A 23,656-nucleotide genomic window follows, 5' to 3' on the forward strand; every position below is an offset into this window, starting at 1 on the left:
ACATAAAGGGGTGAAATGAATGAGCAAGGAAGAAATTATCCGTTTAACTGAACTTTCATCAAAAGCTGGCTGAGGATGCAAACTTAGTCCTAGTGACTTGGCGCACGTGTTGCGTCAACTACCCCCTCAACCATATACAGAAGCATTATTAGTAGGAAGCGAATCATCCGATGATGGCGGTATATATAAGCTGACAGATGATCTTGCCATGGTTCAGACCGTTGACTATTTTACCCCGATTGTCGATGACCCCTTCCAATTCGGACAAATCGCAGCTGCCAATGCACTAAGTGACGTTTATGCAATGGGTGGCACACCGAAAACCGTTTTAAACATTGTCGGCTTTCCGATTAAAAAACTTGGGAGTGAAGTGCTAGCACAGATCCTTGCTGGTGCACAAAGTAAAGTGGTCGAAGCAGGTGCTGTAACAGTCGGAGGTCACTCCATCGATGATCAAGAACCTAAATTTGGCCTTAGTGTAACAGGAATCGTTCACCCTGAAAAGTATTGGACAAATACCGGAGCCAAAGAAGGTGACGTTCTTGTCCTGACTAAACCATTAGGAGTAGGTATTCTAACAACAGGGATCAAGCGTCAGAAGGTAACGCCCGCACAAGAAAGTTCTGTGATCGAGGTTATGAGCATGTTGAATAAATTTGCTGCAGAGATCCTCAAAACCTATAATCCAAGTGCAGTGACAGATGTGACGGGTTTTGGATTAATGGGTCACGCCTTTGAAATGGCCAAGGGGAGTAATATGTCAATGGAGTTTTCCTACTCCTCCATCCCACTATTAAAAGGAACAAGAGAATTAGCAACTCAAGGCGTTATTCCAGGTGGATCAAAAGCAAACCACAAATGGTTAGAAGAAACTGTGAGCTATGAATCATCTCTCACTATTGAAGATCAATGGATTCTTTGCGATGCAATCACTTCAGGAGGTTTGTTAGTAAGTCTACCCCAGGTCCAGGGAGAGGAGTATGTTGAAGAATTACGACATCACTCGATCTCAGCAAGCATCATTGGTCGCGTAAGATCGAAGCAGCCATGGAGTATAAGGGTAGAGAAATAAAAAAGCGGTGATTCCTTTCAGAGAGATAACAGAACTCTCAATAAGGACACCGCTTATTTTTCTTCAGTCATCTTCAAGAATTGTCCGGTAATATTTTTGGAGAGAATTCTTACTTGGTACGGGAACTGATTTTGATCCTTTGAGAAAGAATTGAACCAAATCACCTTTTTATCCAGCACTACGAACGGAATGATGGTCGTTGCTTGTTTCACATGGATTCCCCCTGAAGAATGTATAGGCGTGAGTGCCTGGCTTTGGATGATTACTTTTTTATCCTTTGACACTGATTGTAATACTTCCATCATTTCTAGAGGAATATCATTTCCATCGGCTACATTGACCACAATTTCTTGCTTGGCTGAGATAAAATCTTTAGAAAGCTTCCTATGGTCGTTCGACTTTTCCCATCTCATTTTCTTTGTGGATATAGGGGTTAGGGACTCACTGTTTTCCTTATGGCCATCGCGATGAAGATGATCAATGAATTGATGGGCAGGATTGGAAGGATGAGTCTTCTCCTGAATAAATTGATCATTCCCGATAAGGACCAACTTACCTTTCGCCCTTGTAATGGCAACGTTTAAAAGTCTCTCACTGCCTTTGCGTGTGAGGAGAGCACCCGGTTTCCCGTGGGAAACGCCATCAACGAGATCAAATAGAATCATATCATTTTCCGATCCTTGAAATCCATGAACCGTAGCGGAATATAGATTCCCCCGCTTAGGACTTTGTACTAAATCATCCAGTAAAAGGTTATACCATTTAGCTTGAATTCTGTACGGGGACACAATACCGATTGAACCGATGCCATCCTCCAATGCTTGTAGAGCCAATTGAATTGTCACTAAGCTGGATAGAACATTCCACCTAGATCCTTTCTGGGTTTCTGCCCACTCCGTCCCTTCTTTAAGAGAGAAAAGTGTCGCACCATGGGAAGGAAAAGGATTTTTATTCGTAATACCTGCTCTCATTGCCTCTACTGAGTGGTGATCTCCCACCTTCGAATGGTAAATATATTTATTCGTAAATGCTGAAATACTCGGGTGCATTCTGCGCTGTTCCGGAAGCAATAAGAGCTGAGGGTGATTCAAGCCTCTATCTACCGCATGTGCCACCTGAGCGGAATGAAAGATATCTTCTTTAAGCCACTTTGCCACCATGGGATGAAAAGAAGTAGAAATGGGCGGTAACTGTTTGAAGTCTCCACAAATAATAATCTTCTTTCCGAGTGAGGCAGCATATGCCACTTGCGGGATATAAGCCATGCTTGACTCATCTACTATCACAAGGTCAAATTCATTTTCATACAGGATACGGTCAATTGCAGCTTTCGAGAGTGTTGTGCCGATGACTTTAGCCTCTGTTACGAGTTCTGCTTCCCTACGTTTGAATTTTTCTTTGATTTTTTGATAATGGACTTCAAGTTGTGATAATCTTTCTGAGTCATAAGATGAATAGACTTTCGATAATTTACTTTTCAACCTTCGTCTGTAGGTTTCAACCTTTCCCTTTTCCTCTGAAAGAGTTGGATCTTGTTGTTCCAATAATTGAAGAACACTTAAATCTGTAACGTCTTCACCGTACATTTTGCGATTGGTCCCATAGCGGATCACTTCCCCTGGAATCCAACGATCATGATTGCTAAGGAAATGATGCATCTCCTCTATTAATACATCCACAGCTGCATTACTATGTGAGAGAAGGAGAATCTTTTTTCCTTCTGAATAGTGATAGGATGCCACTCTGGCTAAAGTGTACGTCTTCCCTGTTCCTGGGGGACCCCATAAATAAGTAACGGGATTATACTTACTTCTTACATATGCTTCATGCAAAGGGGTCTTATACGCAGACTGAGGGTGTCCCATCACATTAGACGGAGTGATCACCTGTTGTATACGCTGTGATTTTCCGTGTCTTTCCTTTGCTTCATCCAATCGTTCCATGAGCTTCACGAGGTTGTCCCAAGGTTCATGAAGGAGCTGGCCATATGTTATGGTGTCTCCAAGGAACCGATCAAGCTCTATGATGCACTCTCGCTCATCAGAACTGATGACCACACCTTGATAGGAAGATTGCTTTCGCTTATAAACAACACTGCCTCCCTCAGGAAGCAATGCCCGATAACTAAGCGTGAACCAATAAATATAGGCTTCTTCCTCTTTTCGAATGCATCTGCCTTCTTCGATTGAAATGCCATTGGTTTCCCGTTTTTTCAGCTGTGAAATTTCTATATCAAGAGCCATTTTCCACTCTTCTATCATGTCAGTTGTTTTCATGTTCAATCACCCTTGTCATTCAAAAAAATCACGAAATACTATCATATCAATTAAAATGAAGGGCGTATAGGTTGAATTGCTTATTGAGAATTTTTGTATACCTTGGTTATGTCGGTTGGAACAGAACCCATTGAAAAGAAAAAGAACCGTCTTCACATTCACGGTTCATCGCTATCTTTCACATCGGCTCTATTGTTTTTTTCTCTTTCTCTTTTACAAACTGATCAGCGTAATACATGACATCCTCAACGTACTGTTCGCTGTGATTGTATGCAAATACTGCCTGTTCAACTTTTCCATCAGCTGCCCCGTTTTCAGCCAAATAATTTGCAGCACTAAATATGGCGTCTTCTAATTGAAACGGATCAGCCTTACCGTCTCCATTTGCATCTACACCATATCCGCCATATTTTTCGATAACGTCTGGATCTGTTTTCTCTCTAACTGGGATATTGCCTTTTCCAAGTCCAGAACAGCTAGGGTGGGACCATCCCACAAAGGTACAAGGCATAAACTGCATTGGACCCTCGGCACCGACGGGAGAGACAAGTGTTTTCATTGTTGAAAATTTTGTTTCAACGCGGTGATGGGCAGCCAGTAAATACCACGGGACGCCGTATTCTTCCTCGGCAGCTTTGTAAATCGGGATATATTCAGCCGGCACCTCTTCCTTCCCAAAAGAGCTGAGTTGATAAGAAACCTCCTCTCGATTGACAGCATAATACACTCCTAAGATAAGAAGCGGAATGAGAATGATTCTAAAAGGAGAGGATCGGCTTTTCTTTGTAGGACGTTTCTTTTTAGTTGGATTTTTAGTCATAGAGGGTCGATCCTTTACTGAGTTATTGAGTCCTCTTGTATTTTAATATGAGTAGCACCCAATGGCAATCTATTATGTAAACTTTAAAGAGCTGTTCCCAAACGGTTAAGAGCTTCATTCAATCATACTTTTACTAATTGTGACAAAAAAAGATGACCTCCTCGCCGATTTTCACCGAAACGAGATGAGGTCATCCATCAATTATTCATCTATTTATTGATTAACAAACAAACGCTGCTCCAACGATAATTAACAGGATGAATAAAACTACGATTAACGCAAAACCACCAGCGTAGCCACCACCACCGCAGCCATATCCATATCCAGGGTATCCATATCCATACATCATCAGTCACCTCCAGTTATCTTACTACGATATTAATGTATGTAGTGGACAAATTGTAGGTTAATAAAATCAGAAAACGCTTTTTCAAACCAACGAATATCAGTCAATGAATTCCCATAAATAAAGGGATTTCACTATTTGAAACATACAAAAAATGAGTAAAATGTCTAGAAGAATCCGCTTAAATCATAAAAAAAGCGCCTAGAAAAATCTAGGCGCTCCGGAATTCTTTTAAATTTGTTCTTTCGTTTCTTTCGTCTTTCTAGGCTTAGGTTTAATATATAAGCCCAATTCCTTCTTTTCCTGAGTCAGAGACTTATACAGAGATACCATCATGAGTGCCATAATGATCGAGAATGGCAATGCAGCTACTATCAAGGCGTTCTGTAAGGCCTGTAGGCCACCGCTATAAAGCAGTATCAGAGCGACTGTAGATTGTGCAAGTCCCCATGTTAATTTCACATAGTTCGGCGGAGTCAATGAACCATATGTGGTTTGCATCCCTAATACGAAAGTAGCAGAATCGGCAGATGTAATAAAGAACGTACCAATCAATGTGATGGCAATAACAGAAAGGACTGATGACCATTCGAATCCGTTAAAGACGGCGAACAGAACTTCTTCCGTGTTAAGACCAGTTAGATCTGTACCGGCTTGCTGCATTTCGATAGCTGATGTACCAAATATTGCGAACCAGAAAAAGCTAACAAGTGCAGGTAATAATAGCACTCCTATCAAAAATTCGCGAATCGTTCTTCCTCTGGATACACGGGCGATGAAGATTCCGACGAATGGTGACCAAGAAATCCACCATGCCCAGTAGAAGATCGTCCAACCGTTGATCCAAGAACGATGTTCTGCGTTTAATGGTGCTATTCTAAAGCTCATAGCAGCTATATTTTGAATATAAGCCCCAATAGTATCAGTGAACATATTGAGGATCAACATAGTAGGTCCAATAAAGAATACCAATACCAACAGAATGATAGCGAGTACCATATTTGTATTGGACAAGTACTTGATTCCCTTACTCAATCCTGACCATGCAGAAATCATGAACAGAATGGTTACAATCCCGATAATAATCGCTTGAACGGTGAAATTATTTGGAATACCGAGCAAGTAGGAAAGGCCACCGTTAATTTGCGCTGCACCAAACCCGAGGGTTGTTGCTACACCGACAACAGTAGCGAAAACAGCTAAAACATCAATGACAGTACCTAGCGGGCCATTCACTTTGTCACCAAAGATCGGCTTCAAAGTAGATGAAATCAAGCCAGGTTCATCTTTACGGAATTTAAAATAAGCAAGCGCTAAAGCCACAATGGCATAAATCGCCCACGCATGAATACCCCAGTGGAAGAATGTATAACGCATTGATTCTTTAATCGCCTGGTCTGTCCCGCCTTCTGCCATAGGAGGTGACATATAGTGAGACAGCGGCTCCGCTGCCCCCCAGAATACTAATCCAATTCCCATCCCAGCACTAAACAACATGGCGAACCATGTCCCTTTTGTATACTCAGGCCTCTCATCCGGTTTCCCTAATCGGATCGTCCCCATGGGACTAAAGATTAAGAACACACAGAATATAACAATCACTGTAACTAAAATAAGATAATACCAACCGAATGTTGATGTAATAAATGTTTGCATGTTAGCAGTCACGGTTTCGAACGATTTAGGAGCCATTGCTCCATACGTTACAGCAGCAGCAACTAACACTACTGTAATCCAGAAAACACTTGATATTCTCTTCATAAAATTCTCCTTTCCATAATCTTCATATTTTGTAGTAGCTCTTTTCTGAATGAAGGTTCATACAGTCGATGCATGATGTATCTTCTAATATGTAATCGAGCTGTAGATAGCCAACATGTTGAAAGAGTCTCAGTTAATGCAGATGGGAAAATGTGCATTCTGAGGCGAAGGGAATGATTACTTATTACCTATTCCCTAGTCACTCTGTAATAAAACCAACATTTGTTACCCTATCAGAAAAAAGTTGATCATTGCAAGTAAAAACCATCATTCTTTTTCTTAGTGTTTGTTTTTTTTTCTTTTTCATTCCTATTCTTTTTAAATCAATGATCACATGTGATCAAACGATTATCCTATAGTGAAACTGGAAATGTAAACGGTTCATTTTTTCGTTAAAAAAATGAACTAAAAACAAAAAAGATTCATTGGAATCATGATTATACTTATAGGAAGAAAGGGATTTGTAAGAATAACTCTTTCATATAAGGTCTTCTTCAAGAGAAGAATCAATTGGGAATTTTACTTACTATAAATACGGATGGTTTCTTCACCTTTTTTAAATCATAAATAGTAAGATGTCGATTGAGGAAACATACTAAATAAATCTCAAATGATTTTAAAGAAAAATAGTAATCAAAGTAAAAAAGGACGCCACATGATTGGCGTCCTTACTGAGTCTATTCTTTAATGATTTTCACTTTCACATCTCTAACCCCATATTCAAGGGCATCTTCCTCTTTTTCCATATAAATATCGATACGTTTCCCTTTAATAGCTCCTCCAGTATCTTCTGCGCGGGCATAACCATAGCCTTCAATATACACTTTGGAACCTAAAGGTATGATGGTAGGATCAACGGCGATAACTCTAGCATCCGGGTTCTCGATTAAATCTACACCCGTCTTTGTTATACCAATACACCCTTCGCAATGGGCAGTATAAGCAGTAGCCGTAATGTCTATCTCTTTCACAACATCTTCTTTAGAATCGGTTGTTTTAACAGCTTTTACAGCTTGTGCCTCTTCTGATTCGTTATTCACAGCAAAGCCTTCTTCAAGTAATTGTTGACGTGTGACTACTTCTTCAATCGATACATGATAGCGATTGGCAATCTCCCAGAGGATATCGCCTTTTTCTATATTATGATAATCATTTATGCTAGTATCGTTACTTTCTGCAGAAGCAGAAATAAGTCCCAATGAAAGAAAAACTGTGAAGGAAAAAATGGAAAATAATACTTTTTTCATCTTGTAAGATTCCTCCTTTTATGTTTGGTTAAGAAACCAACAGATGAAATAGTAACATAGACATACCTCAGAAGCATAACAAACTGTTTATAAACCAATAACAATTAGATGACAACCTTGTAATATTTATATTTTTCTTTCTACTATGGGGATTAGGTTGTAAACAATTTCATACTATGGAATAAGTTGTAGGTGATTTATGTATTTAAAAGGATGGTGAGGTAGAGTTCTATGACTAGTAAATGGATTCCGTTTATTTAAAATATCCGGAGAGTTCCTTGAGTATCCCGGCACAAACTGAATAAATGAGCCTGGTAACAGATACTATTTAAGATAACAGCATTCTTTGCATAAAGAACGTTTAATAAGGATAATTGTAGAGAAATTTCATAGACTTCTCCATAAGTTGTAGAAATATAAAAAGACCACCGGGAAATCCCAGTGGTCTTTAATCTATTATTTTGTTTCAAGAATTTTTACATTTACTGATTTTCTTCCCCAATCAGTAGCTTGGTCTTGTGAAGAGATAAATACATCAATTCGGTTTCCTTTGATGGCTCCCCCAGTATCCTCTGCAGTTGCATAGCCGTAACCCTCAACATACACTTTAGATCCAAGTGGAATAACATCCGGGTCTACCGCGATAACTTTTGCATCTGGATTTTCTTTTAGGTTAACGCCAGTTGCTGTTGTACCTGAGCAACCTTCACAATCCGCTGTATAAGCAGTTGCTTCAACAGTTATTTCTTTTACTGATTCTTCTTGTGCAGCTGGTTCTGCTGCTGGCGCTTCAGCTTCTGGAGCTACTTCTGCTTCTTGCTCTGGAGCAGGCGTAGCTGCTGTCTCAGAAGTATTTGCAGTAGCTGAAGGTGCTTTCTTATCGTCTAGATTGATGATTAATTCTTGTCCAGGGACAATAAGGTCGCTTTCAAGGGCATTCCATCCTATTAAGCTATCAACTGAAACTCCATATTGAGAAGAAATTCCCCAAAGTGTGTCACCTTTTTTCACTGTGTAGTATTCCTTAGAAGAAACGGTAAGTTCTTGATCAGGATAGATTATGTGTGAACTCAAGTTGTTCCATGTTTTAAGTTGATCAACTGAAGTTCCGTATTCTTTCGCAAGTCCCCATAATGTGTCACCTTTTTTTACCTCTATGTCTTGTGCTGAAGCGCTAGCTCCACCAGATACTGCAAGGGTTGTAAATGCAGCCACAGAAATAATCGATTTTTTTAGTTTCATAGAAAAATTCCTCCTTATGTAGCTAGCGGTTTATTTATTTTTGCTAACAGAGAAAATACTAACATATGAAAATCTCAATACAATAACAGGAACTTTAACATCGTGCGTCAAGAATATTTCACCATTGTAATAGAAAGCGATTTCCTGCACAAGATATCCTAATGAAGAATATTAAGGTAATAATAAAAGAATATTTTAGTTTTAGAGGATATTTATGGATGTTAATAAGAGATTCTTTTCATATTAACGATAGGAAGATTGGAATTCTGCAAGTGGAATTAGTTCAAGAAACTTTATTATTTATCATAGGGAAAGGATTTTATCTTAACAAGAAGAACTCTTCCCTCTATACTAATAAAAGAGATGTTTTACAGGAGGAATATTCGCATGGAAAACCAAGACGAAAATATTGTACTTTATAAAGATGACCCAGACGAACATAGTGGTCGCTGTGATTGCGGCAATAATATCTTTAAATCCAACGTATTAGATGGGAAATTTTATCGTAAGTGTCAAGAATGCGGTAAAACAAAAATCGTTTAAGTTGATTGTGTTTAACAAATAGAAAAAAGGAAACCGACCAGTGCGGTTTCCTTTTTTCTATTTGTTTATCTTATGAATAATAGTCGAAGCGAACTGTACAAGTTCGTCTGTCGTATGATTAATCTGTCTGATTGCTTCTACTATATGATTTAATTCTGTTTTATTTCGTTTGAACATATCCATATAGTTTTCCATTTCCATCTGGACTGTCATGATCCCGCTTTGAACATTCCCGATTTCCTTACGGGAATTCTCGGTTAAGTCCGTCATATTACGGACTCGATTAGACACTACACCGATTTGTTTATTGCTTTCATTAACAAGCTGATGAATGGACGTGCTAAGTTCCTTTGAATCTTCCGCTAGCTTTCTAACTTCTGAAGCAACAACTGCAAATCCCCTGCCTTCATTCCCCGCCCTAGCGGCTTCAATGGAAGCATTTAATGCAAGAAGATTTGTTTGCTCCGCAATTTGTTGGATGGAGTTAGAGAGCGGAGTAATCTGCTCTGCGATCGTTTTCACCCCTTGAATCTCAGTTAGGAGTGTTTTGATTTGCTCCGTGATGACACCGAAACTATCGATCATATTATCCGTTTGGTCTTTGTTCATTTTAGAAAGCTGAAGGAGATTTTTGCTGCTCTTTTCAGTATTTTCCGATTCAGCTCGAATGCTTTCAGCTTTCGTTGCCGTCTCATTCAAGCTTTGTTCTGTTTGCTTTAAGGATGAACCCAATTCTGTATTCATGTTTAGCATTTCTACTTGGAGCGCCTCGTTCTCATGATGGAGTTTCTCCAGTTCATCCATTCTGCTTTGAATATAGTATTCGGACACAATGCTCGCATCCAGATGAATCCCATGATCAATTGCAACTAAGACCGAAGCGAGTTTGGAAGGCTCGTTTTGATAAAGCTCCACGATTTTTGGAATTAATAAATGCTGGATTGTGGTGTAGGTGGAAATAAACCAGTCGATCGTAACTCCATTCCGATTATGTGTTTTTCCCATACGTTCCCTCATAGCAAAATATTCTTCATTTAATTCACCAGAAAATAAAGAACGGAAATATTCATGAAAGACCTTCTTTAATCTTGCTCGACTTGAATGATTATCAGCGATTTCAACTAAACTTGGATGCTTGTAAAAATGATCGAGAACAGTATCGAGCAATGTATCTGCTAGTTGGTCATATACAGGTAGAACTTCTCTCAATTCATGTAAATGATGTTCCTGAAATTGCATATAATGAAGTCTTTCATTCAATTTCTGATTTTGCAGGACAATGACGTTTGATGTCGGCATGATCACCGTTTCAGTTTTAGATTTCTTCGAGAATAATACTGCCATTTTGAGGTTGCCTCCGATATAAAATGTTATTTTTTGTTTGATTTGTATAATTTTTGTACAACACTAATACCTCTACTTTAACCCAACTTTTTTCCTATGACAATCATTTTGTTACTAATCTTTCAAAAATTCACTTAACCCTGATTCCATTACATATCTACAAACAAACAAATCCAGTCAAACCCAAATAATCCTTAAGCCAACAAAGCTCCGCCATTCTTTTCCTATTGCCCCTCAAGTTATACAAAACTTATACACAAAGAGGGACGGACCTATGATCCTAGGAGCTAGTCCTAGGAATCGAGGTCCGTCCCTCTTTAAATTATTTGGTTAATATGATGGGTTCATCACGGGTTATGATGATGGTGTGTTCGATTTGGGCTACCAGACTGTTGTCAGGGGTAATGTAGGTCCATCCGTCACCTTTTTCCACCACGTTCTGCGCTTTCGTTGAGACGAATGGTTCAAATGCGATGACCATCCCTTCTTTGAGTAACGCGTTATCCCACGGATCGAAATAATTGAGAATATGATCTGGTTTTTCATGAAGGGATCGGCCAACCCCATGGCCAGTCAGATTCATGATAACCGTATACCCATTTTTTCTGGCTTCATTATTAACCGCTTTTCCGATCCCATTTTGTTTGGATCCGGCTCTTGCTTTTTGAAGTCCAGCTTCAAACGATTTTAATGCAGCCTCGCATAAATCTGTTAGTTTAGGATCTCCTTCACCAACAACAAATGATATGCCTGTATCTGCATAGTAACCATTTTTAGAACCGGAAACATCGATATTGACAAGGTCACCCTCATTAATCACTCGTTCCCCTGGAATCCCATGAGCGACTTCCTCATTCACACTAATACACGTAAATCCGGGGAAATCGTACTCTCCTTTAGGTCCTGAAATGGCACCATTTTGCTCAAATAACTTTCCGGCCATCTCGTCTAGCTCTTTGGTGGTCACTCCTGCTTTTGTGTGGGATCGTAACTCATCACGAATCATGGCCACAATCCGGCCGATTTCTTTTAATGCCTGTAATTCTTCATCTGTTTTAACAATCATAAAATCTTCCTTCTCTTTTTAAATTTCCTTCCCTTACTATACATAAACATCCCCTGTTTTTAAAGTGAAAGCTCCCGTCCTTCATTCATAATAATTCAACATACGACAGTCAACATCTCTATCGATTCCTTTTTCAGGTTTTCAATTTCTCGATTTTTTCATTTAAGTAATATAAATCCCACTCCTGCATTTGATCCATATCCATTCCATGCATCACATAATTATGAAAGTCGTACACAATACGTTTCCGTTCCTCAGGGACTTCACGATAAATCATAATCAGTGAATCCATAATGGATAATATCACGGAAATATCTCCTTTTCCATAATGAACGATCTGATAATAGCTATGATAAAGAATTTGGTTGAAGGAAAAGAGTGTTACCAATACTCGTGGACGCTGGTTCTCATCATGTAACGTCACGATGCCGTCCTGTAAGGAATTGGTTTCGCTCAAAATGAGCCCTAAATATTTAATAGAATCCCTTGCTGTATTTGGATCATTGATTCCTGGAGAGATGGCTCTTAAGGCAACTTCTACAATTTTCTGTAGAGAATAAGCGAGATCGTATTCCCCCATCCGATCTCTTCCTATATAAATATATGATCCATAGTCTTCTTCACCGTCATCCTCTCCGTGAATGTGTAAAAGGACTTCTCCTTTTTTTACAAAATCACCAACGCACTTTTCAAAATTGATCAGTACTTTACTCTTGGCAGCGCTATTGACAATGGCATGGAAATCTATGTATTGAATAAAGCCTGATTTATGGGCGGGAAATTCAGATCCCTTTTCATACTGATTAGGAATGGTCTTGTAAGGTTTCACAATTTGATTTTCCTGAATTTTGTGATAATACTCAATTACGTTTAGTGCTTCCCCCTCTAATCCCTCGATTAAACGACTTATCTGAATGGAGGTTGCAATATGGTGTATGAAATAGGCGAAAAAAGCTAAACAAACTATTGCATAGAGAACACCAATAAAAGCAGAAGATACAAGATGCTCCTCCAGACTTTGTCTCATAAACAACAAAGAAATAATCGAATAAATAAAGCCCCCAAGAAATATGCCTAGCCCCCTCATCGTTGTTTTATCTTTAACGAAATTTTGAAGCGTTCTTGGTGAGAACTGAGACGAATATGTTGTTAACACAACCATTACAGTCGAAAAAGTAAACGTAGTCATTGTAAGTAAGGAAGACGCAATCGCACTAAGGACCGTTTGCGCAAGATCGATGCTGGTGAGCATGATAACAGGCAAAAACGGTTCAAGTTTGTGTATCCAGTATGTATCCAAAGATACCGTGACAATGGCTAAAGCCAATGAACCTACACTGTAGAGAGCAGGAACAATCCATATTCCTTTTCGCATGTTCATAAGAATCCTCTTCACAGGTTTGCCTCTCCCTTAGACATAATGGTACTTCCTACATTAGTTTCTCCCTCAATGAAAATATCAAACCAAAAGAAACAGAATAGGAATAATAAACGACATGATCGTTGCCGTCAATGCCATGGCAGCTCCACTTACGGCACCCTCTCTTTCTCCTTCTTTAATGGCCTGAGCAGTTCCTACACCATGGGAAATGACACCGAATGGAAGCCCTCTTGCTATAGGATGTTTGATGGCCATCATATTGAGAATGGACGGGATCGTCATTGCCCCTATCATCCCTGTGACAATAACGACAGTTGGAATTACTTGTATCTTTGCACCGATTACTTGCCCGATATCGACAGCAACAGGGGTCGTAATGGTTTTTATTAATAACGATCTGCTCCAGGCAGATGGTATGCCTAACCAAATGCTTAAATAATAGGTCACAAGCATTGACAACCCACTTCCAACCAGAATTCCGAAAACGATAGGCTGAAAGTTTTCCACCATCAATTTTCTGTGCTGATAAAGAGGATACGCAAGTGCTACAGTTGCGGGACCCAGTAGATAAGTAATGAGGGAAGTTAAATCCGCATACTGTTCGTAAGGAAGATCCACGACGAGTAATGTAATGATAAGCGCAATGGTACTGATAAAGATAGGAATCGTAAAGGGATTGGGCCAAAGACGATGTATCTTAACTGCAATGAAAAAGTAGATGAATGTAATGGACAAAGCGAGTAAGATGCTAATAAGATGGACCATGTTTCCTTTTCTCCTTCCACTTGATTAAACGATCTGCAGATAGAGCTGTGCTAACGAAGCCAATTAATGCGCTAACGAAAAGAATGATAATCAGTTTCCAGCCATACTCTTTAAAATACGAACCCAAGACGATGGCACTAACGGATAACGGAAGGAAAAAGAAGGAGAAGTGTCTTAAAAAGAACCCTGACCCGTCAATAAGTAAACGTTCATTCACCACACCACTCAGCAATAATAGAAACAATAGAAGCATTCCGATAATGCTTCCTGGAATGGGTAAATGGAGGAACGCTGCAACCCACTTGCCCAATTCATAAAATAAGCAAAGAATGGTAATCTGTATGATGACTCGAATGGCTTGCATAAGCATCTCCTCTCGTAATATTCCTTCCGATTTTAACACAAATGGGTACAAAAACGAGTAAATTAGGAACGATAAGAAAAGAGCACAGGGAAGTCCCCTATGCTCTTACATAACGAAATGTATTGTTTTAACGTCAATAAACAATATTATAAAACTTTAACGAAAGCTTCTGCCGCTGATTGACTGGACTGTGGGTTTTGGCCTGTCACAAATTTCCCATCTGTTATTACATGGTCACTCCATGCATCAGATTTTTCAAATTGAGCCCCTTGCTCTCTTAATTTAGTTTCTAATAAGAAAGGCATTAACGAGTCAAGGCCAGTCTGCTGCTCTTCTTCGTTTGTAAATCCAGTCAAGCTTTTCCCGTCAACCAACCATTTCCCATTTGAAAGTTTTGTGCCTACAAAACCGGCAGGTCCGTGGCATACTGAACCAATTGCCTTATTGTTTTCTGCAAAGTGGGCTAATGCCTGTTGAAGCTCTGGACTGTCAGGTAGGTCAAACATTGTTCCGTGTCCTCCAGGAAGGAAGATGCCTGCATATTCATTTACATTCAACTGTGAAAGGACCATAGTTTGATCAAGTTCCTTCGTAATACCCTTCCATTTCTCCACCTGTTCATCATCAAGACTATTCGGGTCTAATGGGATGCGTCCTCCTTTCAAGCTTGCCACATCTACTTCGTGACCTTGATTCTTGAATTCTTCATATGGTTCAGCGAACTCGGATAACCATAATCCTGTTTCGTGTTCATCATCAATTTTGCTTTCATTGGTTAAAACCATTAATATTTTTTTCAACGTATACCCTCCATTTTAGTTAACTCATTTCCTACTCTATTGTTTATCCACTTTTCTCTGAATTAAACTTCAAGTGGGTATTTTTCTCGTCATACCCAGGTATAAGTTAACCTTTCTCTATTAGCTTCGTGTTAAAAGACCGCTCCTTAAATGATGAAATAAAATTGAACAAAACCTCCTGCTAAAAAAGATGTATCCAAAGACGAACAATCTGTGAAAATTGATCGGGTTCAGTGAACGGAATGTAAGCAGGTGGTCTATTTAATGAAGTATTTTATCTATCTAGAATTCCTCAATTAACCATGACATTGGTTGAAAAACAGATGATGAATAATCCTGCTTTCAAAAAGTTTCTCGGGTATTGGGAAGAGAGTTGGACGTAGAAAACATTGCATGACATTTCTCATTCATATAATCACTCTACCACCTTTTATCAAACGGTTAATTAATATCAAATTGGAATTGAATTTTCTTTTGAGCTGGATCCCAGCTAAGGTAGGCTGAAAACTCCTTCTCTCCTTTTTTAAAGCCATCAATTCGATCGGATTTTCCATTAGTTAATACTTTTTTGACAATCGTCTGGGAGATTCTCTTTTGTAGAATGGTTTTAGAAATCGTAAAGCTGCATTTCGTTTTTTGATAATTGGAGCACCCATAGAATTTTCCTTTGTCAATTACCTTTCCGCCACATTTCAAGCAGGTGCCGACGCTAGTTTTTGAGGCTCTTTTTCCTTTCCCTCCTTTTGTTCGTTGGATGGAATCTGTATCGAGGTCCATGAAGTTCCAGGTTTTGGATTCGTGCAGAGCGCTTTCCACAAGCCGCTCACTTAATTTTTTTACTTGCTCCATAAATTCAGGAGCAGAGGCTTTGCCTTTTCCTATCTCTTGGAGACGCTGCTCCCACTTGGCCGTCATCTCAGCAGACGCTAACACATTTTCCCCTATTGCACGAATGAGAACCTTTGCTTTATCTGTCGGAAATACAATGTTTTTCTGAATATCAATATACTGTCGATCCTTGAGCATCGTAATAATCCCTGCCCTCGTTGCTTCAGTCCCGAGACCTTCTGTTTTCTTTAACACCTTCTCAAGCTCATCATTGTCCATGTATTTCCCTGCTGTTTTCATCAATGTAATCAGCTGTCCCTCAGTGTACCTTTTTGGAGGCTGCGTTTTCCCTTCCTTTATACCGACCTTTTTTACATTCCCTGTATCATCTTGTTTTACATTTGGCAGTAGCGGTTCTTCCTCTTTTTCATCTTGCATGAGGACCTGTCTCCATCCCTCCTTGAGAATCTGTTTACCTTTAGATACAAACTCAGCCCGCTCATCTACAACTGTCGTAATAGTAGTATAATTCATTATTGCTTTATCATGATGTGCTGCAATAAAACGTTTAACTACAACATCATAGATCTTCTTTTCATCTGGTGATAAAGTTTCGGGATCTGTTACTTGTTCGGTTGGAATAATGGCATAGTGATCAGATACCTTTGATTCGTTCACAAATCTCTTGTTGTTCAACAAGCTTGAATGTGGGGTAGGGATCCAATTACTATAAGGGCTGAATTTTTTAAGCTTACCTAATATTTCCGGAAATGTTTCAGCCTCACCTTTCGTTACATATTGAGAATCTGACCTTGGGTAGGATACTATACCTTTCTGGTAAAGCTTCTGAAGGATATCCAGTGTTTTCTTAGGGGAGAACTTAAACATTTTGTTAATCGTCGCTTGAAGAGCCGAAAGATTGAAAAGTAAAGGTGGGGAAAACTCTTTTTGCTCTATTTTCATCTTTGCTACATGTGCTGGCTTGTTTTGGCAGAACGTTGCAATTTTATCCGCAAGTTCCCGGGATTTTATTCGACTTTCCCCGTCTTTTTCCCAGGTTCCCTCATAAACGTGTTCTCCTATTTGAAAGCTAGCCTTCACTTCCCAAAAAGGCTCACTTTTAAAACGGTCAATTTCTTCATCCCTTTTCACAATTAAAGCAAGCGTAGGTGTCTGTACCCTTCCGGCTGAAAATACATCTGACATCCCTTGTTGTTTCAGGAGAATACTATAGACCCTTGAAGCATTCATTCCCACAAGCCAATCGGCACAGGTACGGGAATACGCTTCATAGTAAAGCGGTCTCATTTCCGCCTCTTCTCTTAATTGTTCAAATCCCTGTACAATGGCCTTCTCTGTTAAGGAAGAAATCCATAGTCTTTTCATCGGTTTTTGAACCTTAGACATGGAGATGATGTTGCGAATGATTAATTCCCCTTCTCTTCCTGCATCACCTGCGTGTATGATTTCCGTTACTTCATTTCTCTTTAGAAGCTCTTTAATGACAGAGAATTGTTTCGCTTTAGCCCTTTGCAACTCATACTGAAATCTAGGGGGAATGAGAGGGAGTTCTTCCAAATTCCACTTCTTCCATTTACTTTCATATTTTTCTGGTGCTTGAAGTTGAAAAAGATGTCCCACTGCCCATGTTATATAAGCTCCTTTAGGGAATACATCGTTTGAATGAACTTCAATATATCCTTGCCGCTTTCTGTGTGAAAAAGGCTTTGCAAGGGTTGCTCCTTGGTCGGGTTTTTCAGCTATTACAACTTTCATAACATTCTCCTGTTCTTGTTTATTGTTTCATTTATTATAACATGATTTCCAGAACTCTTGTTCTATATTATGGAAGAAATGATGATTGTAAATCCCCTTTCTAATTTGTAATCATTTGATTACAAATTAGGAAGTCATATTCACGTAAATCCATCGTTCACAACTTTACTATCCAAACAAAAAAGGCTGGCACCTGTTCGCCAGCCTTCCCATTGTTATTCGATGATTTGTAGCTCTTTTGGATATTTGGTTAACGTTACGTGCCCATCTTCTGTAATGAGAACATCATCTTCAATTCTTACTCCACCGAGTTCAGGTACATATATGCCAGGCTCGATTGTATAAGTCATTCCTTCTTTTAAGATTCCATCATTTAAATGACTCATGGATGGAAACTCATGGACGTTGATTCCTAATCCGTGACCGATTCGATGAGGGAAAAATTCTCCGTAGCCGGCATCTGTAATGATGTCACGGGCTATTTGATCCAGATCACCAATTCGATTACCGGGCTTACTTGCCTGAAGAGACGCCAGTTCAGCTTTCAGTACAGTGTTGTAAATGTCTTTTTGTTTATCAGAAACCGACTTATATGCGAATGTTCTGGTGATGTCGGATGTATATCCTTCTAGAACAACGCCAAGATCGAATAATACGAAGTCGCCAGCTTTTAACGTTCGATCACCTGGGTTTCCATGTGGATCTCCCGCTTTTTCACCGAAGAGGACCATCGTAGAAAACGACATTTCACGAATGCCCTTTTTCTTTAATTCATACTCGATTTTTGCAAGAACTTCCATTTCTGTAATACCTTCTTGTAGTGCCCCTACTCCCACTTCGACACCGAAATCTGCCATTTTAGCTGCCCGGCGCATGATTTCGATTTCACTCTCATCCTTCACGAGCCGCATCTCATTCAGTTTATCCTCAACATTCACAACAGCTGGTGAGTGGAACATGCTTAAAAATGCTTGAGATCGTCCGTATGTTACAACTTCATTCTCAAAAGCTACTTTGGCTCCATCTATACCTCTCGTTTGAATGGCTTGTTTTATAAACGCCCATGGATCCTCATGGTCAGAATAACCAACCACTTCGCTGTTCCATCCTGCGTCCTTTACCTGACGCGCTTCCATACCAGGTACCACAACAAATGGTTCAGCATCTGGGAATACGAAGAGGCCCATTAAGCGTTCATGTGGATCTGTGTGAAAGTTTGTTAAATAAAATACATTTTCTGTTGAATTAATAAATGCCGCATCAATATTTTCTTCCTTTAACCAGGTTTTCAATATTTCTAATCGTTGTTTCAATGTGAGTTCCTCCTTGATTTACATGATGTTATGTATCCGATTAACATGAGCATATCTATGCTAACATATTTTCTTGAGAGTTTGAAATAATCACGTTTGAAGGAAAGGATCACATATCTTAAAGATAATGTGCAATTCGTATAGAGAGGTAAGTGACATCACGACGAAAAGGTTTCTTCTTGAAGAATTTTTTGGGGAAGGCTTGAGTTTTCCTACCTCTATCCTATAAGAAACGGAGGTCGTGTGTGATATAATCTGATATATACAGTGAATGTAGGGTGGGAGTGGCCACTTCCTTATAGAAGGAGGTGGTGCTTATAGTGACAACGTATGAGGCGTTAACGCTAATGATTACCTTTGGCTCTTTAATTGTCTCAATCATTGCCATAGTTATTTCGAATGACAAAAAGAAATAACCCCACCCTCATGAAGCGCCTAAACTTTGAAGGGTAGAGTTATTATCTTTCTCTATTGGGCCACTGCTTTCCTTGCAGTTTGCTGTATAGCAAGAGACATTGGTTGCCGCCAGTGTCTCTTGTTTTTTCAGTATGCTCTACTTTTAAGATAGTATAAATTCAGCCGGAATGCAAGATGAGGACAAATCATTTTAATGAAAAAATAAAGCCTATAGAAAGAGCTCTCCAAGCCTTATATCTTAATAAACCGTTTCTGTTTTCTTGGGTTTACGAACAAATGCCATGATGCCGGCGATTAAGAACAGAAGTCCCGGAACAAAGCCGAATCCGACTGTTCCAAGTCCAATCACTAGTGAAGCGATGATGAACAGGATTCCAGATAGTACCGGCTTTCTATTTTTAACAATAGTTAAGACGGCAATGATTCCCAGGATAGAAGCAATGATTCCCAGGATTACAAGATATGAGCCCATTGATTCAGCCGCAGCCATTATGGAATCTATATCACCTGCAGTCATTCCTGAAGATTGCATATTTGGATCATTTTCCATTCCCTCTTTAAGTTGGGACATGGTTTCATTACTGTTCGTTCCCATACTAAAAACAATTCCGATAATAGAAAATAATGCAGAAAGAACAATTCCGATTATCCCCATGACTACTTCTCCAGTACGTTTTACCATTCTAATTCTCTCCTTTAGTATCAATTCTCTATAGTATATTGTGCTAAATCAAGACTATTCCAGAGTAGCCTGTTTTAGCTTCTTGCTCATATAGGATTCGAGGAGGAACTGATCTTCCGGGAATCCTAGGGGTAGTTCGCTTAACTCTTGGAGTGAAATCCATTCGATTTTATGTATAAGTTGATCAGGGTCTTGAAGAGTTGCCTGTCCGCCTAGAAGATGAACTTCATAATAATGTATCGTAGTGGAGATGCCTCCTTCATTTCCCGACTTCGTATACAGGTGCTTACCAATCTCAACTTTATAACCGGTTTCCTCCCATACTTCCCTTTTGCAACATTGTGAAAGAGTTTCGCCTATTTCAAGACCTCCAGAAGGAACCGACCATCGCTTCTCTTCTTCCTCTTTTCCCTGAAGAACCATCAATAAACGTCCTTCATGCATACAAAGTGCAGAAGCACCTTTTCATTCTTTCATTTTTCCACCTCATTTCTGCTCTTATCACCACTCATTTATTAGGAATTGAATCTCCTACTAGCATATTCGTTCTTTTGACAAAATTCTCCTTCTTTCGGAATAAATTCTTTATATTCAGATTTTTCATCCATTTCACTGCTTTTTCCAATACTATTTTATGCGGAGATTTTTGAGAATAATATGCTCGATTATTCTCCATGGAAGGATGCTTTTAATAAGTAAAATCAACCGGATACCTTTTCCAACGGGAATTCTAAAGTTTCTATTTTTATTTAAGGCCAGATCTCTTACGACATTGGCTACCTCCACCGGGTCCCCAAGAGATTTAGTTCCAGCTTCAATTTCTGCATTAATCGCTTTCATGTAGAAAGAATAGGGTGAATTCTTTTCTAAAGAGCGTGAAGATACTTTCTTCCCTGAAGTCCATATCCTGGTCTGGTAAGAACCTGGCTCAATAAGATGAACGTCAACTCCAAAAGGCCTCATTTCAATCCGGAGACTTTCACTGTATCCTTCAAGTGCATGCTTTGACGAAACATAAGGGCTGAGCCCAGGAAACCCGATTCTTCCACTGATACTGCTCATATTGATGATTTTCCCATTTCCTTGCTCTCTCATGAATGGTAGGACAAGTTGTGTGATTCTCATAACCCCGAATACATTCGTTTCAAATTGCTCGCGGTATTCCTCAATGCTCACTTCTTCTGCAAATCCCCCACCTGCATAACCTGCATTATTGAGAAGCAGATCGATTTTGCCGATTTTTGAAAGAAAGCGTGCAAAATTGTGGATGGATTCTTCTGAAGTTACATCCAATTGATGAATATGTATGTTGTGTTCCACTCCTAATTTGCCTGCCTGCAACAACAAATCCTCACTTTGTATTGGATCTCTCATAGTTGCCATGACGTTAAATCCTATTTGAGCTAGTTCCAATACAGATAGTAAACCAAATCCACTATTTGATCCCGTCACGATCGCGATTCTTCCCTCCAATATAACCCCCTCCTCTTCTATCATTTTATCAATGATTGTCCCCGCCAGGTGTGTATCAATTAAACATACAAAAAAAGGGCTGGCTTCATCCCATTGAAGCCAGCCCTTTTAAACGAGGAAGTCGTGTCAATTTCTACTTTTAATCTACAACATCTATATGATTCCCACAACTTCATTCAGGAGCGATATATAGTTCTCTCAGTAAATGCCATGCATCATTTACATGATTTCACCTTATTTCATCAAATCATATAATTGTAGGCATAAATGATTGTGCATGATTTCACCCGTTTAAACTCGTTTTTTCCACATCTTTCATTTTAACAACCTATTCCAATTCGAAAAACGGCAGAATAGATACTACCGTTTTTCAAACTTAAGACTGCAAATCAACTGGTACCACTGCATTTACTAACTCTTTCTCTAAATCTGCAGTATATTTCTGTTTTTGCTCGTCATTCCACGTTAATAACTTCGCCATCGCTTCAATTACTGGCTCTTTCCATTTCTCAACCCATTTACGATCAAAGAATAGAGCTCCGGTTCGTCTAATGAAGAAATCTACCGGGGTCGCCGCCATTTCTTCCTGAATCGCATAGATCAGTTGAGCGTATAAATGTGGAGGGATTGACTGGCCATCAAATGTACCACTATAAGCGTGAGCTAATTTATAAAGCTGATCAACATTTGAGCCGTACATTGTTGCAAGCCTTCTACCCTCTTCCTCTGTTAAACCATATTGACTTGCATCTCCTGATTTTTGGTCAATAAAGCGCTTGAAATGCTCCGAGCCACCCACATGACCTCCTGAGATTGGCATATGCTTTGTGGATGAAGCCGGGAACTTCAGCTTTTGTTCTTCTTTTAGCCTTTTCGAAACAAGATCAACGACTGTTTCCCCCATTTTCCGATAGCCTGTCAGCTTCCCTCCGGCAATGGTGATAAGTCCACTTTCCGCTTCCCAGACTTCATCTTTACGGGAAATTTCAGAAGGGTCTTTTCCTTTTTCAAATATCAAGGGACGGACTCCAGCCCAACTTGACTCAACATCTTCTATTCCGACGGAAACCTCCGGAAACATGAAATGGATCGCATTCAATATATAGTCTCTATCTTCTGATGTCATATGTGGAGCTGCTTTTTCCTGCTCAAACAGCGTATCAGTCGTCCCTACATAAGCTTTTCCATTACGTGGAATCGCGAATACCATGCGCCCATCAGGTGTGTCGAAATAAACAGCCTGTTGAAGAGGGAATTTGCTCTGGTCAATAACCAGATGCACTCCTTTTGTCAGGCGAAGTTGTTTATTGTTTGTACTGTAATCTTTCCCTCGAACGTCATCAACCCAAGGGCCCGCTGCATTAACAAATTTTGAGCCGTGGATTTCAACTGTTTCACCAGATACGAGATCTTCTGCTTCAATACCCACTACTTTTTTATCCTCATATAGGAAACGTTGTGATTTCATATAGTTAAGGACCGTCGCTCCATGGGCGACTGCTTCTTTCATGACTTCTATCGTTAAACGGGCATCATCGGTGCGATACTCTACATAGTAGCCGCCTCCTTTAAGACCGTCTTTCTTGACTAGAGGTTCTTTTGTCAGTGTTTCTGATGTTGATAGCATGGAGCGTCTTTCGCTTTTTTTGACTCCAGCAAGGTAATCATATACTTTCAAACCGATCGAAGTGCTGAATTTACCGAAGCTTCCTCCCTTATGAAGGGGTAATAGCATCCATTCCGGCGTAGTGACGTGAGGTCCATTTTCATAAACGATTTCACGTTCCTTGCCTACTTCTGCCACCATTTTCACTTCAAACTGCTTTAAGTATCTCAGGCCACCATGAACCAATTTGGTTGAACGACTTGACGTGCCAGCGGCGAAATCCTGCATTTCGACAAGGGCAACTTTCATCCCCCGTTTGGATGCATCAAGAGCAATCCCTGCTCCGGTAATCCCGCCTCCTATTACAATCAGGTCGAATTGGTTTGAAGATAATGTATGTTTTACTTCTTGTCTAGCAGTACTTGAAAATGTCATAGTATGTTCCTCCCGATATAAATTAATTGTCTTAACTCCCACTCTACTTGTATAACCATAAAAAAAGAGACCGAAACAAACATTATGGTGATTCGCTCC

The 23,656-nt window shown here is 39.6% G+C and carries 21 protein-coding genes and 1 pseudogene; 3 read left to right on the forward strand and 19 right to left on the reverse strand.

The window, feature by feature from the left end:
- Positions 1–19 precede the first annotated feature (19 nt).
- Positions 20–1,072, forward strand: a complete 1,053-nt coding sequence (selD, locus tag FGG79_RS04705; RefSeq protein WP_138776582.1) for a selenide, water dikinase SelD — start codon at positions 20–22, stop codon at positions 1,070–1,072.
- 53 nt (positions 1,073–1,125) lie between these two features.
- Here the strand turns inward: selD and FGG79_RS04710 are convergent, their stop codons facing one another.
- The 6 genes from FGG79_RS04710 to FGG79_RS04735 all read right to left on the reverse strand — a co-directional run bounded on the left by FGG79_RS04710 (position 1,126) and on the right by FGG79_RS04735 (position 8,764).
- The gene (locus tag FGG79_RS04710) at positions 1,126–3,348 is read right to left on the reverse strand and encodes a DEAD/DEAH box helicase (RefSeq protein WP_138776583.1); all 2,223 of its coding nucleotides are present in this window, start codon (positions 3,346–3,348) and stop codon (positions 1,126–1,128) included.
- 178 nt (positions 3,349–3,526) lie between these two features.
- On the reverse strand, positions 3,527–4,168 hold the full coding sequence (locus FGG79_RS04715; protein ID WP_138776584.1) for a lytic transglycosylase domain-containing protein: 642 nt from the start codon (positions 4,166–4,168) through the stop codon (positions 3,527–3,529).
- A 220-nt stretch (positions 4,169–4,388) separates the two neighbouring features.
- Positions 4,389–4,514: a YjcZ family sporulation protein gene (locus FGG79_RS04720; protein ID WP_106298454.1), complete on the reverse strand. Its 126-nt coding sequence runs from the start codon at positions 4,512–4,514 to the stop codon at positions 4,389–4,391.
- 231 nt (positions 4,515–4,745) lie between these two features.
- On the reverse strand, positions 4,746–6,275 hold the full coding sequence (locus FGG79_RS04725) for a glycine betaine uptake BCCT transporter (protein ID WP_138776585.1): 1,530 nt from the start codon (positions 6,273–6,275) through the stop codon (positions 4,746–4,748).
- Between the two features lie 677 nt (positions 6,276–6,952).
- Entirely contained in the window at positions 6,953–7,522 is a 570-nt protein-coding gene (locus FGG79_RS22255; RefSeq protein ID WP_138776586.1) for a 3D domain-containing protein, read from the reverse strand.
- A 456-nt stretch (positions 7,523–7,978) separates the two neighbouring features.
- A complete protein-coding gene (locus FGG79_RS04735) occupies positions 7,979–8,764 on the reverse strand; it encodes a 3D domain-containing protein (RefSeq protein ID WP_138776587.1) in 786 nt (261 codons plus the stop codon).
- 387 nt (positions 8,765–9,151) lie between these two features.
- On the opposite strand from FGG79_RS04735, the gene FGG79_RS21675 reads away from it, so the two are divergent.
- The gene (locus FGG79_RS21675; RefSeq protein WP_171050805.1) at positions 9,152–9,307 is read left to right on the forward strand and encodes a DUF8096 family protein; all 156 of its coding nucleotides are present in this window, start codon (positions 9,152–9,154) and stop codon (positions 9,305–9,307) included.
- Positions 9,308–9,364: 57 nt separating this feature from the next.
- Here the strand turns inward: FGG79_RS21675 and FGG79_RS22400 are convergent, their stop codons facing one another.
- The 9 genes and pseudogenes from FGG79_RS22400 to FGG79_RS04775 all read right to left on the reverse strand — a co-directional run bounded on the left by FGG79_RS22400 (position 9,365) and on the right by FGG79_RS04775 (position 18,944).
- Positions 9,365–10,111 carry a methyl-accepting chemotaxis protein gene (locus FGG79_RS22400; RefSeq protein ID WP_481747265.1) on the reverse strand — a complete coding sequence of 249 codons (747 nt, stop codon included), beginning with the start codon at positions 10,109–10,111 and terminating at the stop codon, positions 9,365–9,367.
- Between the two features lie 15 nt (positions 10,112–10,126).
- Positions 10,127–10,651, reverse strand: a pseudogene (locus FGG79_RS22405) (protoglobin domain-containing protein); the annotation flags it as partial.
- A gap of 322 nt (positions 10,652–10,973) precedes the next feature.
- On the reverse strand, positions 10,974–11,717 hold the full coding sequence (gene map, locus FGG79_RS04745; protein ID WP_138776589.1) for a type I methionyl aminopeptidase: 744 nt from the start codon (positions 11,715–11,717) through the stop codon (positions 10,974–10,976).
- A 133-nt stretch (positions 11,718–11,850) separates the two neighbouring features.
- Positions 11,851–13,098, reverse strand: a complete 1,248-nt coding sequence (locus FGG79_RS04750; RefSeq protein ID WP_138776590.1) for a DUF2254 domain-containing protein — start codon at positions 13,096–13,098, stop codon at positions 11,851–11,853.
- A 78-nt stretch (positions 13,099–13,176) separates the two neighbouring features.
- Positions 13,177–13,863 (reverse strand): LrgB family protein, encoded by a 687-nt coding sequence (locus FGG79_RS04755; protein ID WP_138776591.1) that lies wholly within the window; start codon positions 13,861–13,863, stop codon positions 13,177–13,179.
- Positions 13,847–14,227, reverse strand: a complete 381-nt coding sequence (locus FGG79_RS04760; RefSeq protein ID WP_171050806.1) for a CidA/LrgA family protein — start codon at positions 14,225–14,227, stop codon at positions 13,847–13,849. Before FGG79_RS04760 ends, FGG79_RS04755 begins: the two co-directional genes overlap by 17 nt.
- Before the next feature lie 146 nt (positions 14,228–14,373).
- The gene (locus tag FGG79_RS04765; RefSeq protein WP_138777592.1) at positions 14,374–15,012 is read right to left on the reverse strand and encodes a type 1 glutamine amidotransferase domain-containing protein; all 639 of its coding nucleotides are present in this window, start codon (positions 15,010–15,012) and stop codon (positions 14,374–14,376) included.
- A gap of 456 nt (positions 15,013–15,468) precedes the next feature.
- Positions 15,469–17,631 (reverse strand): DNA topoisomerase III, encoded by a 2,163-nt coding sequence (locus FGG79_RS04770; protein ID WP_138776593.1) that lies wholly within the window; start codon positions 17,629–17,631, stop codon positions 15,469–15,471.
- 215 nt (positions 17,632–17,846) lie between these two features.
- Positions 17,847–18,944: a M24 family metallopeptidase gene (locus tag FGG79_RS04775; protein ID WP_138776594.1), complete on the reverse strand. Its 1,098-nt coding sequence runs from the start codon at positions 18,942–18,944 to the stop codon at positions 17,847–17,849.
- Between the two features lie 320 nt (positions 18,945–19,264).
- On the opposite strand from FGG79_RS04775, the gene FGG79_RS22070 reads away from it, so the two are divergent.
- A complete protein-coding gene (locus tag FGG79_RS22070) occupies positions 19,265–19,360 on the forward strand; it encodes a putative holin-like toxin (protein ID WP_224940763.1) in 96 nt (31 codons plus the stop codon).
- Positions 19,361–19,599: 239 nt separating this feature from the next.
- Here the strand turns inward: FGG79_RS22070 and FGG79_RS04780 are convergent, their stop codons facing one another.
- The 4 genes from FGG79_RS04780 to FGG79_RS04795 all read right to left on the reverse strand — a co-directional run bounded on the left by FGG79_RS04780 (position 19,600) and on the right by FGG79_RS04795 (position 23,557).
- Positions 19,600–20,043, reverse strand: a complete 444-nt coding sequence (locus FGG79_RS04780; RefSeq protein WP_138776595.1) for a DUF4064 domain-containing protein — start codon at positions 20,041–20,043, stop codon at positions 19,600–19,602.
- A gap of 54 nt (positions 20,044–20,097) precedes the next feature.
- A complete protein-coding gene (locus FGG79_RS04785) occupies positions 20,098–20,487 on the reverse strand; it encodes an NUDIX hydrolase (protein ID WP_138776596.1) in 390 nt (129 codons plus the stop codon).
- Between the two features lie 183 nt (positions 20,488–20,670).
- Entirely contained in the window at positions 20,671–21,516 is an 846-nt protein-coding gene (locus FGG79_RS04790; protein ID WP_138776597.1) for an oxidoreductase, read from the reverse strand.
- Between the two features lie 376 nt (positions 21,517–21,892).
- Positions 21,893–23,557 carry a glycerol-3-phosphate dehydrogenase/oxidase gene (locus FGG79_RS04795; protein WP_138776598.1) on the reverse strand — a complete coding sequence of 555 codons (1,665 nt, stop codon included), beginning with the start codon at positions 23,555–23,557 and terminating at the stop codon, positions 21,893–21,895.
- Positions 23,558–23,656 lie beyond the last annotated feature (99 nt).

The sequence above is a fragment of the Bacillus sp. BHET2 genome, from assembly GCF_005938125.1.
Lineage (GTDB): Bacteria > Bacillota > Bacilli > Bacillales > Bacillaceae_B > Rossellomorea.

Bases quoted from the DNA above. Each gene is read 5' to 3' on its own strand.
- FGG79_RS04735 (WP_138776587.1), bottom strand. From the start codon at position 8,764: ATGAAACTAAAAAAATCGATTATTTCTGTGGCTGCATTTACAACCCTT.
- FGG79_RS04780 (WP_138776595.1), bottom strand. From the start codon at position 20,043: ATGGTAAAACGTACTGGAGAAGTAGTCATGGGGATAATCGGAATTGTT.
- FGG79_RS04755 (WP_138776591.1), bottom strand. From the start codon at position 13,863: ATGGTCCATCTTATTAGCATCTTACTCGCTTTGTCCATTACATTCATC.
- FGG79_RS04770 (WP_138776593.1), bottom strand. From the start codon at position 17,631: ATGAAAGTTGTAATAGCTGAAAAACCCGACCAAGGAGCAACCCTTGCA.
- FGG79_RS04795 (WP_138776598.1), bottom strand. From the start codon at position 23,557: ATGACATTTTCAAGTACTGCTAGACAAGAAGTAAAACATACATTATCT.
- map (WP_138776589.1), bottom strand. From the start codon at position 11,717: ATGATTGTTAAAACAGATGAAGAATTACAGGCATTAAAAGAAATCGGC.
- FGG79_RS04720 (WP_106298454.1), bottom strand. From the start codon at position 4,514: ATGTATGGATATGGATACCCTGGATATGGATATGGCTGCGGTGGTGGT.
- FGG79_RS04725 (WP_138776585.1), bottom strand. From the start codon at position 6,275: ATGAAGAGAATATCAAGTGTTTTCTGGATTACAGTAGTGTTAGTTGCT.
- FGG79_RS22255 (WP_138776586.1), bottom strand. From the start codon at position 7,522: ATGAAAAAAGTATTATTTTCCATTTTTTCCTTCACAGTTTTTCTTTCA.
- FGG79_RS04785 (WP_138776596.1), bottom strand. From the start codon at position 20,487: ATGCATGAAGGACGTTTATTGATGGTTCTTCAGGGAAAAGAGGAAGAA.
- FGG79_RS04710 (WP_138776583.1), bottom strand. From the start codon at position 3,348: ATGAAAACAACTGACATGATAGAAGAGTGGAAAATGGCTCTTGATATA.
- FGG79_RS04715 (WP_138776584.1), bottom strand. From the start codon at position 4,168: ATGACTAAAAATCCAACTAAAAAGAAACGTCCTACAAAGAAAAGCCGA.
- FGG79_RS04760 (WP_171050806.1), bottom strand. From the start codon at position 14,227: ATGCAAGCCATTCGAGTCATCATACAGATTACCATTCTTTGCTTATTT.
- FGG79_RS04765 (WP_138777592.1), bottom strand. From the start codon at position 15,012: ATGGTTTTAACCAATGAAAGCAAAATTGATGATGAACACGAAACAGGA.
- FGG79_RS22400 (WP_481747265.1), bottom strand. From the start codon at position 10,111: ATGGATGAACTGGAGAAACTCCATCATGAGAACGAGGCGCTCCAAGTA.
- FGG79_RS21675 (WP_171050805.1), top strand. From the start codon at position 9,152: ATGGAAAACCAAGACGAAAATATTGTACTTTATAAAGATGACCCAGAC.
- FGG79_RS04750 (WP_138776590.1), bottom strand. From the start codon at position 13,098: ATGAACATGCGAAAAGGAATATGGATTGTTCCTGCTCTCTACAGTGTA.